The following is a 12,983-nucleotide window of genomic DNA, read 5'->3' on the forward strand; positions in this document are numbered from 1 at the left end:
GCTAATGCGGTGCGGGCTGGGCGGCGGTGGCGGCTTCACTGCGGGCCAGCGCGGCCGTCGAAACCACCATCACCCCCACCGCGACGATCAACGTGAGCAGACCGGCCTCGCCCGGCCGCAGCATCTCGCCGAGCACAACGACGCCGAGCACCGACGCGACCACCGGTTCGGCCACGGTCATAGTCGGCAAGGACGCGGTCAACGACCCGGCGCGGAACGACGCCTGCTGCCACGCCGTGCCCGCCACCGCCACGGCCGCCCAGACGTAGAGCTCGGGAGTCCGCAGCACGGCTTCCAGCCCGTCGTCGAGACGGTCGACGACGCCCTTGGTCAGCACCGCGAACAGCCCCCACAGCGCCCCGGACACCAGCGCCAGCAGCACCGCGCTCACCGGTCCCTTCCAGAGGTTGGCCCCGATGACGCACAGCACCAGCGCGGGCCCCAGCACCACGACCACCGCGGTCCAGGTCTCCCAGGAGGCCCGGGACTGCCCGGCGGTCGGGTTGCCGACGGTCACGATCACCGCCACCGATGCGGCCAGCAACACCGCCCACATCCACTGCCACCGGGTCACCCTGCGGTGCGAGAGCCGGGCATTGATCGGCAAGGCGAACAGCAGCGAGGTGACCAGCAGCGCCTGGACCAGCAGCACCGAGCCCAGGCCGAGCGCGGTGGCCTGCAGCCCGAACCCGGCGGCGGCCACGAAACTGCCCAGCCACCACTGCCGGTCGCGCAACAGTCGGGTGAACAGCTCGAGGTGGCCGACCGGTTCGTCGGTGACCTCGTGGGCCTGCCGCTGGTGGATCACGTCGCCGATCGCGATGAAAACGGCGGCGCCGAGCGCGAAGACGACGGCCAGATCCACCCCATCGCCGACACCTGCCATCGAAGTCCTTCCGTAGGTTGTCGCACGAGCCTAGGCAGGTCATCGCGGAAAGCTGTGCGCACGTGCCCCGGGGACCTGTTTCAATAGCGTCGGACAGCGATCAGGCGCCGCGTTGCGCGGCAGGTACGCGGCACGCCGCGGAGGGCACGAGGATTACGGACATGACGACCAGCCAGCCAGGGGGCCAGTCCTCCGCGCCGAAACCCGCTCCCCGGCCCGGGCCGCCGCGTCCGGGACCCGTGCCGCGGCCGGGCCGACCCATACCGCCGGTGGCCGCGTCGCCATCGAGCGACCCGCACCGGTTCGGTCGCGTCGACCCCGACGGCACGGTATGGCTGATCACCGGCTCGGGCGAACGAATCATCGGATCGTGGCAGGCCGGCGATACCGAGGCGGCCTACGCGCACTTCGGCAGGCGCTTCGACGACCTGCAGACCGAGGTCGCGCTGATGGAGAGCCGGCTCGAAACCGGTACCGGCGACGCCCGCAAGATCAAGGCCGCCGCCCAGTCGCTGGCCGAAACGCTGCCGACCGCGCACGTGCTCGGCGACGTCGACGCGATCGCCGAGCGGCTGCAGACGATCATCACGCACGCCGACGAGACGGCGCAGGCCGAAAAGGCCCGGCGCGAGGAGCTTCGGGCAGCACAGACCGCCCGCAAGGAGGCGCTGGCCGCCGAGGCTGAGGACATCGCCGCCAACTCCACGCAGTGGAAGGCCGCGGGCGACCGGCTGCGGGAGATCCTCGACGAGTGGCGCACGATCACCGGTCTGGACCGCAAGACCGACGACGCGCTGTGGCAGCGCTACTCGGCGGCCCGCGAGCAGTTCAACCGGCGGCGAGGCTCGCATTTCGCCGAACTGGACCGCGAACGCGCGGGTGCCCGTCAGGCCAAGGAGGCGCTGTGTGTGCGCGCCGAGGAACTGGCCGATTCGACGGATTGGGGCCCGACCAGCGCGGCGTTCCGTGAACTGCTGACCGAGTGGAAGGCGGCCGGCCGCGCGGCCAAGGACGTCGACGACGCGCTGTGGCAGCGCTTCAAGGCCGCCCAGGATCAGTTCTTCGGTGCGCGCAACGCGGTCAGCGCCGAGCGCGATGCGGAGTTCCGCGCCAACGCCGAGGCCAAGGAGGCCCTGCTGGCCGAGGCGGAGAAGCTCGACACCTCCGACCTCGACGCGGCCAGGGCCGCGCTGCGAGTGATCGGCGAGAAGTGGGACGCCATCGGCAAGGTGCCCCGCGAGCGGGGCCCCGAGTTGGAGCGACGCCTGCGCGCGGTGGAGAAGAAGATCCGCGAGGCGCCCACGCACGGCGTCGACCCGGAGGCTCAGGCGCGTGCCGACCAGTTCCGCGCCCGCGCCGAGCAATACGAGCGTCAGGCGGAGAAGGCCGCGGCCGCCGGTCGCGAGAAGGACGCCGCGGAGGCGCGCGCCAACGCCGAGCAGTGGCGGCAGTGGGCGGATGCCGCCGCCGAGGCGCTCGGCAAGACGCGCTAGCTGCGCTCGCAGGTTCGAGTTGTTCGCGAGATCTACACCAGGGCTGTGAATCCGCCGAGATCACGACCCTGGTGTAGATCTCGCGAACTGCAGAGTCGGGCTAGACGCCCGGCTTGTCCGGCTTGTCCGGCTTGTCCCGCGTGTCCGGACCCTCGGGCTTGTCGGGGTCGTCGAGGTTGTCGAGCAGACCCTTCTTCTGCTTCTCGGCGACCGCCTTGCGACGTTCCTCTTCGGCGGCCAGCTGCAGCGCGGTGCGCGCCCACACCGCCCTGGCCCAGTGAAACGTCACCACGGCGATCGCGATCCACGCGAGGACGAGCCCGATCCCCGGTCCCGGGTAGCGGTCGGGGGCGGTCTGACGCGACCACACCGCCAAGAGCCCCAGAAGCGTCGCGACGGTCGAGCCGGCCAGTGCGATCCAGGCCAGCGCCCAGCGCCTGGTGAGCAGCGCGAGCATCGAGAAGCCAACGCCGAATACCAGTACCAGCCAAGCGAATACGCGCAGCGGCAGCGTGATTCCCTCGCGGGTGGCGGTTTCGCCGCCGACGAGCACATCGATACCGCGGGCATCGCCGGTGTGCGGCAGAATGAACGACACGAGCAGGACGAAGACCCCGATCGCGATCACCAGGGCGCGCGCGCCGGGGTCGATCTCCCGTGCGACGCGGCGCTCCGCGGCCTCGATATCGCCCTTGAAGTCCTCGAAACCGTTGTTGTCGGGGCTGGTCACCGGGCGCATCCCGTCGATGTCACGGGCGTCGCCGGCGCGCCGATGCCCGGCATGCCCAGCCCGACGCCGGTGCGCGGGCGCCTGCCTTCGGCGTGGGCGTCACCCGCCAGGGTGCGACGGTGGGTGTGCACGGCCGAATCCGCGATCAGATGGTGCGGCGCGGCCCCGGTCACCGTCGTGGTCACGACGTCGCCGGGCCGGATGTCGAGTCGCTCCGGGTTGAAATGCACGAGCCGGCCGTCGCGGGCCCGACCCGACATCCGGGCCGTCGTCGCGTCCTTGCGACCCTCACCCGCAGCCACCAGCACCTCCACCGTGCTGCCGACCAACGCCCGGTTCTCGTCGAGGGAGATCCGCTCCTGCAGATCGATCAATCGTTGATAGCGTTCGCTGACAACGTCTTTCGGTACCTGGCCGGGGAACTCCGCGGCCGGGGTACCGGGTCGTTTGGAGTACTGGAAGGTGAACGCGCTGGCGAACCGCGACTGCGCGACGACGTCCAGGGTGGCCTGGAAGTCGTCCTCGGTCTCCCCCGGAAAGCCGACGATCAGGTCGGTGGTGATCGCGGCGTGCGGGATCGCGGCGCGGACGCGGTCGATGATGCCGAGGTAGCGCTCGGCGCGGTAGGACCGCCGCATCGCCTTCAGGATGCGGTCCGAACCCGACTGCAACGGCATGTGCAACGTCGGGCACACGTTCGGCGTCTCGGCCATCGCGGCGATCACGTCGTCGGTGAACTCCGCGGGATGCGGTGAGGTGAAGCGCACCCGTTCGAGTCCGTCGATGCGCCCGCAGGCCCGCAGGAGCTTCGCGAACGCGCCCCGGTCCCGCTGTTCGGCCGGATCGGCGAAGGACACGCCGTAGGCGTTGACGTTCTGGCCCAGCAGGGTGATCTCCAGGACACCCTGGTCGACGAGCGTCTGCACCTCGGCGAGCACGTCGCCGGGCCTGCGGTCGACCTCCTTGCCGCGCAGGGCGGGCACGATGCAGAACGTGCAGGTGTTGTTACAGCCCACCGACACCGACACCCAAGCGGCGTAAGCGGATTCGCGCGCGGCCGGCAGCGCGGACGGAAATTCCTGCAGCGCCTCGACGATCTCCACCTGGGCGGCCCGGTTGTGCCGGGCCCGCTCGAGCAGCGTGGGCAGCGAGCCGATGTTGTGCGTGCCGAAAACGACGTCGACCCACGGCGCCCGGCGCAGCACCGTTGCGCGGTCTTTCTGCGCCAGGCAGCCGCCGACGGCGATCTGCATGTCGGGGTTGGCCTGTTTGCGCGGCGCCAGGTGGCTGATGTTGCCGTAGAGCTTGTTGTCGGCGTTCTCGCGCACCGCGCAGGTGTTGAACACGACCACGTCGGCGTCCTCGCCCTCGGCGGCGCGTTGATACCCGGCGCCCTCCAGCAAGCCCGCGAGCCGCTCGGAGTCGTGCACGTTCATCTGGCAGCCGTACGTGCGGACCTGGTAGGTGCGCGCGGTAGCCGACTCACTCGAGGACTCGTCGGTTGCATGCGGGGTAACGGCCCGCCCGGCCGTCCCGTCCCGCGTCACCATCGAAGTCACGGCCCCATGGTACGGACCGGCCGGTCCGGCGGTCCGGGCGGATTCGCGAGTTCCGGGCAGGCAGGCCCTTCCCTCGGTAAGGTCTGCACCCATGGAGACCAGCGGGTCGGACGGGGAAGTTGTCGATCCGGCTCAGTCGACCGTGCCCATGATCTCGCTCTCGGGAGTGAACAAACACTTCGGCACCCTGCATGTGCTCAAGGACATCGACCTCGAGGTGTCGCGCGGCGAGGTGATCGTGGTGTTGGGACCGTCGGGCTCGGGAAAGTCGACGTTGTGCCGCACCATCAATCGGCTCGAGACCATCGATTCGGGCACCATCACGATCGACGGCGAGGTGCTGCCGCAGGAGGGACGCAGACTCGCCCAGCTGCGGTCCGACGTGGGCATGGTGTTTCAGTCCTTCAACCTGTTCGCGCACAAGACGATCCTCGACAACGTCACGCTCGCGCCGATGAAGGTGCGCAAGAAGTCGAAGGCCGAGGCGCGCGACCGGGCGATGGAACTGCTCGACCGGGTAGGCATCGCGAATCAGGCGGACAAGTATCCGGCACAACTGTCCGGCGGACAGCAGCAGCGGGTGGCGATTGCGCGGTCGCTGGCGATGAACCCGAAGGTGATGCTGTTCGACGAGCCGACCAGCGCGCTGGACCCCGAGATGATCAACGAAGTGCTCAACGTGATGACGTCGCTGGCAAAAGACGGCATGACGATGTTGGTCGTCACGCACGAGATGGGGTTCGCCCGCGGCGCCGCCCACCGGGTCGTGTTCATGGCCGACGGCGCGATCGTCGAGGCGGCCACCCCCGACCAGTTCTTCACCAATCCGCAAAGCGACCGTGCCAAGGACTTTCTCGGCAAGATCCTTCACCATTAGTCGAAAGGAATCTCGTATGCCATCGATCTCCAAGCGCCTCGTTGGGGCACTTGCGCTCGCCATCGCGCTGCCACTGGCGGCCACGGCCTGCGGTGGTGACGACAGCGACAAGATCGTCATCGGCACCAAGTTCGATCAGCCCGGGCTGGGGCTGAGAAACCCCGACGGCACTTTGAGCGGATTCGACGTCGACGTCGCGAAGTACGTTGCGCAGCAACTCGGCTATCCCGAGGACAAGATCGAGTGGAAGGAAGCACCTTCCGGTCAGCGCGAAACGCTCATCCAGAACGGTCAGGTGAAGTACATCGTCGCGACGTACTCGATCACCGATGCGCGCCAGAAGAAGGTCGACTTCGCGGGCCCGTACCTGATCACCGGACAGAGCCTGCTGGTGCGCGCGGACAACACCGACATCACCGGTGAGGCATCGCTCGATAACAACAAGAAGCTGTGTTCGGTCTCGGGTTCGACACCGGCGCAACGGATCAAGGACAAGTTCCCCGGTGTGCAGCTGCAGCAGTACGACACGTACTCGGCGTGCATCGAGGCGCTCAAGAACGGCGCGATCGACGCGGTCACCACAGACGAGGTGATCCTCGCCGGCTACGCGGCGCAGAGCCCTGGCGCATTCAAGGTCGTCGGCGGCACCTTCTCCGAAGAACGTTACGGAGTCGGTTTGAAAAAGGGCGATACCGAGCTGCAAACGCAGATCAACGACGCGCTCGCCAAGATGGAGCAGGAAGGCGCCTGGAAGAAGGCGTGGGACGACAACCTCGGGGCCGCCGGCATTCCCGCGCCGCAACCGCCGCAGATCAACCAGGGCTGACCAGCCTCCGGCACGCTAGGAGGTGATGTGGAGGTCCTCCCGGGTTACACCGTCAGCCAGATCGCCGAGGCGTTCTGGACGACGATCCAGCTGACGGTCTACGCCGGAATCGGGGCGCTGGTGCTCGGCACGATCCTGGCCGCGATGCGGCTGGCGCCGGTGCCAGTACTACGGTGGCTCGGAACGACGTACGTCAACGTGGTGCGCAACACTCCGCTGACGCTGATCATCCTGTTCTGTTCGTTCGGGCTGGCCGGCACCATGGGAATCACCCTGGTCGACCCGAATTCGCGAACATCGATCGAGGACAGCAACTTTCGGTTGGCGGTGCTGGGATTGGCGGTGTACACGGCGGCGTTCGTCTGTGAGACGGTGCGCTCAGGGGTCAACACCATCCCGCTCGGCCAGGCCGAGGCCGCGCGGTCGCTGGGCTTGACATTCGGGCAGAACCTGCGACTCATCCTGCTGCCACAGGCTTTCCGCGCCGTGATCATTCCGCTGGGATCGGTGCTGATCGCGTTGACCAAGAACACCACGATCGCCTCGGCGATCGGCGTGGCCGAGGCCGCGCTGCTGATGAAGGAGATGATCGAGAACACCGCCGCGATCCTGGCCGTCGGTTCGATCTTCGCGGCCGGCTTCGTCGTCCTCACGTTGCCGACCGGGCTGTTCTTCGGCTGGCTCGGTAAACGGTTGGCGGTCAACCGATGAGCTCCGCTTCGGTTCTGTTCGACGCACCGGGACCGCGGGCGCGGGTCCGCAACTGGGTGGTCTCGGGGGTCGTCATCGTCGCCACCGCGCTAATACTGCTCGCGGTGCTGGCACAGATGGCCGCCAAGGATCAACTCGCGGCGGCCAAGTGGAAACCGTTCCTGACGGCCGATCTGTGGCGGACGTACGTGCTGCCCGGCGTGCAAGGTACGCTGACGGCGGCCGCGGTGTCGATCGTGCTGGCGTTGATACTCGGCCTCCTGTTGGGCGTGGGCCGGCTATCGACGCACGGTGTGATCCGCTGGCCCAGCGCGGTGATCGTCGAATTCTTCCGCGCCGTACCGGTGCTGATCATGATGTTGTTCGCATTCGCGCTGTACGCGGCCTACGACGTGTTCCCGTCCAAACAGTTGGCGCTGGCCGCCGTCATCACCGGGCTTACGCTCTACAACGGCGCGGTCATCGCCGAGATCGTGCGGGCAGGGGTGCACGCGCTCCCCCGCGGACAGTCCGAGGCGGCGTTCGCCCTCGGCCTGACGTGGGGTCAGACGATGCGTTCGATCCTTCTGCCGCAGGCGATCACCTCGATGCTGCCGGTGTTGATCTCTCAACTCGTCGTGGTGCTCAAGGACACCGCGATCGGCTACGTGATCACATTCCTCGAACTCGTACGCCAGGGCGTGCAGATGGGCACCGCGTACAGCAACCTGCTGCCCGCCCTGATCGTCGTCGCGCTGTTGATCATCAGCGTGAACTTCACGCTGTCCTGGGTGGCGACGCGGGTCGAAGCGCGGATGCGGCGGTCGCGCCGGGGCCCGGCGCCGCTGGAGACGGAGGCCGTCGAACAGGAAGGCGCACCCGGCTCGAAAGCCGTGTGATCACACCAGTTCCGCGCAGCGGGCGAGCAATTCGTCGTCCGGCGGCTGGTAGAAGGACAGCACGACGTGTTGACAGCCGAGTCGCGAGTACTCGGCGACGGAGTCGAGTTGCGCGTCGACCTGATCCGGGTCTTGCGGGTGCAGGAACAACTGCACGCCCCGTCGGATCGATGCCGGGTCACGGTTTTCCGCTGCGCACGCATCGTCAAGCCCGCTGTTGGCGGCCGCCCATTCCTGTGGCGCCGTGCTGGGCATGTTCCACTCGTCGGCGTGATGCGCGGCGACCCGCAGCATCTTCGGCTGCGAAGCGCCCACGACGATCGACGGATGCGGACGCTGCAGCGGTTTGGGATCGCAGCGCGCCTGCTGCAGCGTGAAGAAACGACCCGTGAAGTCGACGACGTCCTCCGTCCAGAGCCTGCGAATGACCGTGAGCGCCTCGTCCACCATCGCGACCCGCCGCCCCGGCGGCGGAAAGTCGATGCCGTATCCGCGGTGTTCGTCCTCGTGCCAGCCGGCGCCGATGCCGAAGTCCAGCCGTCCACCGGAGATGTGGTCGACGGTGACGGCCATTTTCGCCAGCACCGCCGGATTGCGGTAAGTGACACCGGTGACCAGGCAGCCGATCCGCGCGCGCCGCACCACCACGGCCATCGCGGCGAGACTGGTCCACCCCTCATGGGTCGGTGTCGTGTGATCGACCAGACCGTAGAAGTGGTCGTAGTTCCACACCGCCGGGAAGCCGAGGTCGTCCGCTGTCCGCCAGAACCGTTCGAGGACCGGATAGTCGAAGGTGGGTGCCAGCTTCACCGATAACTGCATTCGATCTGCCTACGCGGTCGGCGATTTCATTGCAACCACGCCACGCTGTGCGCCCCGCCGACCCGGCTGCCGGACCGCCGCCGCGGCCTAGACCTGGCGGCGCTCGCGTTCGTTGGCCACGGCGACCTTGACGACATCGAACGCCATCGTCTGGCTGTAACCACGCCGGGCGAGCATCCCGACCAGGCGACGCGCCAATTTGGCGTCCTCACCGTCGATCAGCTTCTCGCGGCGCAGCCGGTCGGCCACCAGCCGCTCGGCGCGTGCGCGTTCGGCGCCCGGCTCGTCGTCGGCCAGTGCGGCCTCGATGAGCTCGCTGTCGACGCCCTTGCTCCGTAGCTCCGCGATCAACGCTTGCCGCCCCTTGCCCCCGTTAGCACGCCGGGAGCGGACCCACTGTTCGGCGAAGTCGGCGTCGTCAACGAGGCCGACCTGCTCGAGCCGATCGAGCACCTTATCGCTGACGTCGTCGGGATAGCCGCGCTTGGCCAGGTGTGCGGCCAGTTCGGCGCGGGTCCGGGCTCTCGCGGTGAGCAGGCGCAGACACACGTCACGCGCCTGCTCCTCGCGAGGGGCCTCAGAAGTCGACTGGGGCGGGCAGTACGCCATCGCTCACGTCATCGGTGATCACGGCGCCAATGCCGAGCTTCTCCTTGATCTTCTTCTCGATCTCGTTGGCCACGTCGACGTTCTCGAGCAGGAAGTTGCGGGCGTTCTCCTTGCCCTGGCCCAGCTGCTCACCCTCGTAGGTGAACCACGAGCCGGACTTGCGGATGAAGCCCTGCTCGACGCCCATGTCGATGAGCGAGCCTTCCCTGCTGATGCCCTTGCCGTAGAGGATGTCGAACTCGGCCTGCTTGAACGGCGGCGAAACCTTGTTCTTGACGACCTTGACCCGGGTGCGGTTACCGACCGCGTCGGTGCCGTCCTTGAGGGTCTCGATTCGCCTGACGTCCATCCGCACCGAGGCGTAGAACTTCAAAGCCTTACCGCCCGTGGTGGTTTCGGGACTTCCGAACATCACCCCGATCTTCTCGCGGAGCTGGTTGATGAAGATCGCGGTGGTGCCCGAGTTGCTCAGTGCACCGGTCATCTTCCGCAGCGCCTGGCTCATCAGCCGGGCCTGGAGACCGACGTGGCTGTCACCCATCTCGCCCTCGATCTCTGCGCGCGGCACCAGCGCCGCCACCGAGTCGATGACCAGGATGTCCAGCGCGCCGGAGCGGATCAGCATGTCGGCGATCTCCAGCGCCTGCTCACCCGTGTCGGGCTGGCTGACCAGCAACGCATCGGTGTCCACCCCGAGCCTCTTGGCGTACTCGGGGTCCAGCGCGTGCTCGGCGTCGATGAACGCGGCGATACCGCCGGCGGCCTGCGCGTTGGCGACCGCGTGCAACGCCACGGTGGTCTTACCCGACGACTCCGGGCCGTAGATCTCGATGACCCTGCCCCGCGGCAGACCGCCGATGCCGAGGGCCACGTCCAGGGCGATCGAACCGGTCGGGATGACCGAGATGGGTTGGCGGACCTCTTCGCCGAGCCGCATCACCGACCCCTTGCCGAAGCTCTTGTCGATCTGCGCGAGTGCCAGCTCGAGGGCCTTCTCGCGGTCGGGTGCCTGCGCCATGGTGGTCTCCGTCCTTCGGATGTCTAGCTGTTCGGTGATCGGTTTCGATCAGTTGGCCGTGACGCTAGAGGCAGCCACCGACAAGTTCTGTGACAAGTCGGCCGGACCAGCAGCATCTAGCCGTCGAACACTGCCCACAGTAGACGAACACCTGTTCGACTCAAGTTAGACACGCCGTGGGATGGGCAGCGTGTCGAATAGGCCGCTCCTGCGGGCGCCGCGCGGCCTATCGTGAAGTCATCCCGGCCGAAACGGGGTCCGCGTGCACGAGATGGCGATAACACAGAGTGTGGTCGATGCGGTGTGCGAGCACGCCGCGGGACGCCGGGTGCACTGCGTCAAGCTGGAGGTCGGCGCGCTGTGCGCCGTCGTACCCGACTCGATGCGGTTCTGCTTCGAGCTCGCCACCGCGGGCACCGTCGCCGACGGAGCGCGCCTGGACCTCGACGTACAACCCGGCGCGGCGCGCTGTCACAGCTGCGGCCAAAGCTTCGAACTGCCCGATCTGATCCTGTTGTGCCCCTGCGGCAGTGCCGATGTCGAGGTGACCGCCGGGCGAGACCTGAGGATTCTCTCGATGGAGGTGAGTTGATCATGTGCGCGACCTGCGGCTGCGGCGACGACGGCGCGACCATCACCACGCCCGGACACACCCACCCCGATGACGACTCCCACGACCACGGCCACCACCATCACGACGACCACCCTCCCCACACCGAGACCATCACGCTCGAACAGAAGGTTCTCGCCAAGAACGACGAGATCGCCGAACGGAACCGCGCATGGCTGGCCGCACGCGACATCCTGGCGCTCAACCTCACCAGTTCTCCGGGCGCCGGCAAGACCACCCTTCTCGAGCGCACCATCCGTGATCTCGCTTCGGAACGCCCGGTCTCGGTCATCGAGGGCGATCAAGAGACGCTGCTGGACGCCGAACGCATCACAGCCGCGGGAGCGCGTGCGGTGCAAGTCAACACCGGCGCCGGCTGCCACCTCGACGCCGAGATGGTGCACCGCGCACTGCACGAGCTCGACCCGCAGCGCGGTTCGGTGCTGTTCATCGAGAACGTCGGAAATCTGGTGTGCCCCGCGCTGTTCGATCTCGGCGAGCACAGCAAAGTCGTCATCATCTCGGTGACGGAGGGCGACGACAAACCCCTGAAGTACCCGCACATGTTCGCGGCCGCCGGACTGGTGATCGTCAACAAGATCGACCTACTGCCGTACGTCAGCTTCGATCTTGAAAAATGTTGCGATTACGTGCGATCACTGAATCGCGACGCGCAGATACTGGCGATGTCGGCCGCCACCGGTGATGGTAGCTCGCGGTGGTACGAGTGGATCGACGATTGCGCAAACTCGGCTTCTATCCTGGCACCCGTTGACAAGACATAACCCCGGGAGTAAACCCAGACTCAGCGCCGGGATTCGGCGCCGCGGCACAACGTGAGGTTGGGAGCCCCAGCCCGGCTCCCGGTCGTGAGGGCCCCAGCCCGGCCCCCAGGAAGCTGTGACCTATGCCAATGGAGGCAGCAGTCAAAGCGGAAGAGGCCTTGATCCACGTCCTGTGGATCAACGCCGGATTGAGTTGTGACGGAGATTCGGTGGCGTTGACTGCCGCCACCCAGCCCAGCATCGAGGAGATCGCCCTTGGCGCTCTTCCCGGGCTGCCCAGAATCGCCGTCCATTGGCCCCTGATCGATTTCGAGTGCGGGCCGAACGGTGGCGCCGACGATTTTCTCGAATGGTTCTTCAAGGCCGACCGGGGTGAACTGGAACCATTCGTTCTGGTCGTCGAGGGGTCCATCCCGAACGAGAAGATCAAGGCCGAAGGCTACTGGTGCGGGTTCGGCAACGATCCGGCCACCGGCCAACCGATGACCACCAGCGAGTGGCTGGATCGGCTGGCGCCCAAGGCCACTGCCGTCGTCGCGGTCGGAACATGCGCCACCTACGGCGGCATCCACGCGATGGCGGGCAATCCCACCGGCGCCATGGGCGTTCCGGATTACCTCGGCTGGGAGTGGAAGAGCAAGGCCGGCATTCCGATCGTCTGCGTTCCCGGATGCCCGATCCATCCGGACAACCTCGCCGAGACGCTGACCTACCTGTTGTACATGGCCACAGATCAGGCCCCGATGATCCCCCTCGACGATGCGTTACGGCCCCAGTGGCTGTTCGGCGCGTCCGTGCACGAGGGTTGTGACCGGGCGGGCTATTACGAGCAGGGTGATTTCGCGACCGAATACGGATCGCCGAAATGCATTGTCAAACTGGGCTGTTGGGGTCCGGTCGTCAAATGCAACGTACCCAAGCGCGGCTGGATCAACGGAATCGGCGGCTGCCCGAACGTGGGCGGCATATGCATCGGTTGCACCATGCCCGGATTCCCCGACAAGTTCATGCCGTTCATGGACGAACCCCCCGGCGGCAAGGTGTCCACCGCAGCATCAGGCCTGTACGGATCGGTCATCCGCAGCCTGCGCCATATCACTGGCCGCACGGTCGACAAAGAACCGAAGTGGCGCCATCCCGGTGCGCAACTCACGACCGGAGCGATCCGCACCTACCAGG

14 protein-coding genes are annotated in these 12,983 nt (G+C 67.2%); 8 read left to right on the forward strand and 6 right to left on the reverse strand.

What is annotated here, in order from left to right; translation table 11 throughout:
* Position 1: 1 nt before the first annotated feature.
* Complete coding sequence (locus A5650_RS26135) at positions 2-886, reverse strand: DMT family transporter (RefSeq protein ID WP_067299126.1); 885 nt, start codon at positions 884-886, stop codon at positions 2-4.
* 161 nt (positions 887-1,047) lie between these two features.
* Between A5650_RS26135 and A5650_RS26140 the strand changes: the two genes are divergently transcribed.
* Positions 1,048-2,379: a DUF349 domain-containing protein gene (locus A5650_RS26140; RefSeq protein WP_067299128.1), complete on the forward strand. Its 1,332-nt coding sequence runs from the start codon at positions 1,048-1,050 to the stop codon at positions 2,377-2,379.
* Positions 2,380-2,479: 100 nt separating this feature from the next.
* Here the strand turns inward: A5650_RS26140 and A5650_RS26145 are convergent, their stop codons facing one another.
* On the reverse strand, positions 2,480-3,118 hold the full coding sequence (locus tag A5650_RS26145) for an Rv2732c family membrane protein (protein ID WP_067299130.1): 639 nt from the start codon (positions 3,116-3,118) through the stop codon (positions 2,480-2,482).
* Positions 3,106-4,659 (reverse strand): tRNA (N6-isopentenyl adenosine(37)-C2)-methylthiotransferase MiaB, encoded by a 1,554-nt coding sequence (gene miaB / locus A5650_RS26150; protein ID WP_067299133.1) that lies wholly within the window; start codon positions 4,657-4,659, stop codon positions 3,106-3,108. Before miaB ends, A5650_RS26145 begins: the two co-directional genes overlap by 13 nt.
* Before the next feature lie 157 nt (positions 4,660-4,816).
* On the opposite strand from miaB, the gene A5650_RS26155 reads away from it, so the two are divergent.
* Genes A5650_RS26155 through A5650_RS26170 form a run of 4 tightly spaced genes read left to right on the forward strand, consistent with a single transcriptional unit; the run spans position 4,817 to position 7,960 of the window.
* Positions 4,817-5,545, forward strand: coding sequence for an amino acid ABC transporter ATP-binding protein (locus A5650_RS26155; RefSeq protein ID WP_197501993.1), 729 nt, complete (start codon positions 4,817-4,819; stop codon positions 5,543-5,545).
* A gap of 16 nt (positions 5,546-5,561) precedes the next feature.
* On the forward strand, positions 5,562-6,371 hold the full coding sequence (locus A5650_RS26160) for a glutamate ABC transporter substrate-binding protein (RefSeq protein ID WP_067299136.1): 810 nt from the start codon (positions 5,562-5,564) through the stop codon (positions 6,369-6,371).
* Positions 6,372-6,398: 27 nt separating this feature from the next.
* A complete protein-coding gene (locus A5650_RS26165; protein WP_067299137.1) occupies positions 6,399-7,082 on the forward strand; it encodes an amino acid ABC transporter permease in 684 nt (227 codons plus the stop codon).
* Positions 7,079-7,960 carry an amino acid ABC transporter permease gene (locus A5650_RS26170; RefSeq protein ID WP_067299138.1) on the forward strand — a complete coding sequence of 294 codons (882 nt, stop codon included), beginning with the start codon at positions 7,079-7,081 and terminating at the stop codon, positions 7,958-7,960. The genes A5650_RS26165 and A5650_RS26170 overlap by 4 nt, the downstream gene beginning before the upstream one ends.
* Here A5650_RS26170 and A5650_RS26175 read toward each other — a convergent pair whose 3' ends face one another.
* The 3 genes from A5650_RS26175 to recA all read right to left on the reverse strand — a co-directional run bounded on the left by A5650_RS26175 (position 7,961) and on the right by recA (position 10,409).
* The gene (locus A5650_RS26175) at positions 7,961-8,782 is read right to left on the reverse strand and encodes a TIGR03619 family F420-dependent LLM class oxidoreductase (protein WP_067299139.1); all 822 of its coding nucleotides are present in this window, start codon (positions 8,780-8,782) and stop codon (positions 7,961-7,963) included.
* An 87-nt stretch (positions 8,783-8,869) separates the two neighbouring features.
* Positions 8,870-9,391, reverse strand: a complete 522-nt coding sequence (gene recX, locus A5650_RS26180) for a recombination regulator RecX (protein ID WP_067299140.1) — start codon at positions 9,389-9,391, stop codon at positions 8,870-8,872.
* Positions 9,360-10,409 (reverse strand): recombinase RecA, encoded by a 1,050-nt coding sequence (recA, locus tag A5650_RS26185; RefSeq protein ID WP_067299141.1) that lies wholly within the window; start codon positions 10,407-10,409, stop codon positions 9,360-9,362. The genes recX and recA overlap by 32 nt, the downstream gene beginning before the upstream one ends.
* A gap of 262 nt (positions 10,410-10,671) precedes the next feature.
* Here recA and A5650_RS26190 point away from each other — a divergent pair, with 262 nt between their 5' ends.
* The 3 genes from A5650_RS26190 to A5650_RS26200 form a co-directional block, all read left to right on the forward strand.
* A complete protein-coding gene (locus tag A5650_RS26190; RefSeq protein WP_067299142.1) occupies positions 10,672-11,001 on the forward strand; it encodes a hydrogenase maturation nickel metallochaperone HypA/HybF in 330 nt (109 codons plus the stop codon).
* Between the two features lie 2 nt (positions 11,002-11,003).
* The gene (gene hypB / locus A5650_RS26195) at positions 11,004-11,804 is read left to right on the forward strand and encodes a hydrogenase nickel incorporation protein HypB (protein WP_067299143.1); all 801 of its coding nucleotides are present in this window, start codon (positions 11,004-11,006) and stop codon (positions 11,802-11,804) included.
* 122 nt (positions 11,805-11,926) lie between these two features.
* Positions 11,927-12,983, forward strand: a 1,057-nt coding sequence (locus tag A5650_RS26200) for an NADH-quinone oxidoreductase subunit B family protein (RefSeq protein ID WP_067299147.1), incomplete at its 3' end; no start/stop codon positions are given.

Source organism: Mycobacterium sp. 1164985.4 (assembly GCF_001668575.1).
Taxonomy (GTDB): Bacteria; Actinomycetota; Actinomycetes; order Mycobacteriales; family Mycobacteriaceae; genus Mycobacterium.

Coding starts and splice junctions, on each gene's coding strand:
- recX (WP_067299140.1), bottom strand. CDS start 9,391: ATGGCGTACTGCCCGCCCCAGTCGACTTCTGAGGCCCCTCGCGAGGAG.
- A5650_RS26145 (WP_067299130.1), bottom strand. CDS start 3,118: ATGCGCCCGGTGACCAGCCCCGACAACAACGGTTTCGAGGACTTCAAG.
- miaB (WP_067299133.1), bottom strand. CDS start 4,659: ATGGTGACGCGGGACGGGACGGCCGGGCGGGCCGTTACCCCGCATGCA.
- A5650_RS26155 (WP_197501993.1), top strand. CDS start 4,817: ATGATCTCGCTCTCGGGAGTGAACAAACACTTCGGCACCCTGCATGTG.
- A5650_RS26160 (WP_067299136.1), top strand. CDS start 5,562: ATGCCATCGATCTCCAAGCGCCTCGTTGGGGCACTTGCGCTCGCCATC.
- A5650_RS26170 (WP_067299138.1), top strand. CDS start 7,079: ATGAGCTCCGCTTCGGTTCTGTTCGACGCACCGGGACCGCGGGCGCGG.
- A5650_RS26135 (WP_067299126.1), bottom strand. CDS start 886: ATGGCAGGTGTCGGCGATGGGGTGGATCTGGCCGTCGTCTTCGCGCTC.
- recA (WP_067299141.1), bottom strand. CDS start 10,409: ATGGCGCAGGCACCCGACCGCGAGAAGGCCCTCGAGCTGGCACTCGCG.
- A5650_RS26140 (WP_067299128.1), top strand. CDS start 1,048: ATGACGACCAGCCAGCCAGGGGGCCAGTCCTCCGCGCCGAAACCCGCT.
- hypB (WP_067299143.1), top strand. CDS start 11,004: ATGTGCGCGACCTGCGGCTGCGGCGACGACGGCGCGACCATCACCACG.
- A5650_RS26175 (WP_067299139.1), bottom strand. CDS start 8,782: ATGCAGTTATCGGTGAAGCTGGCACCCACCTTCGACTATCCGGTCCTC.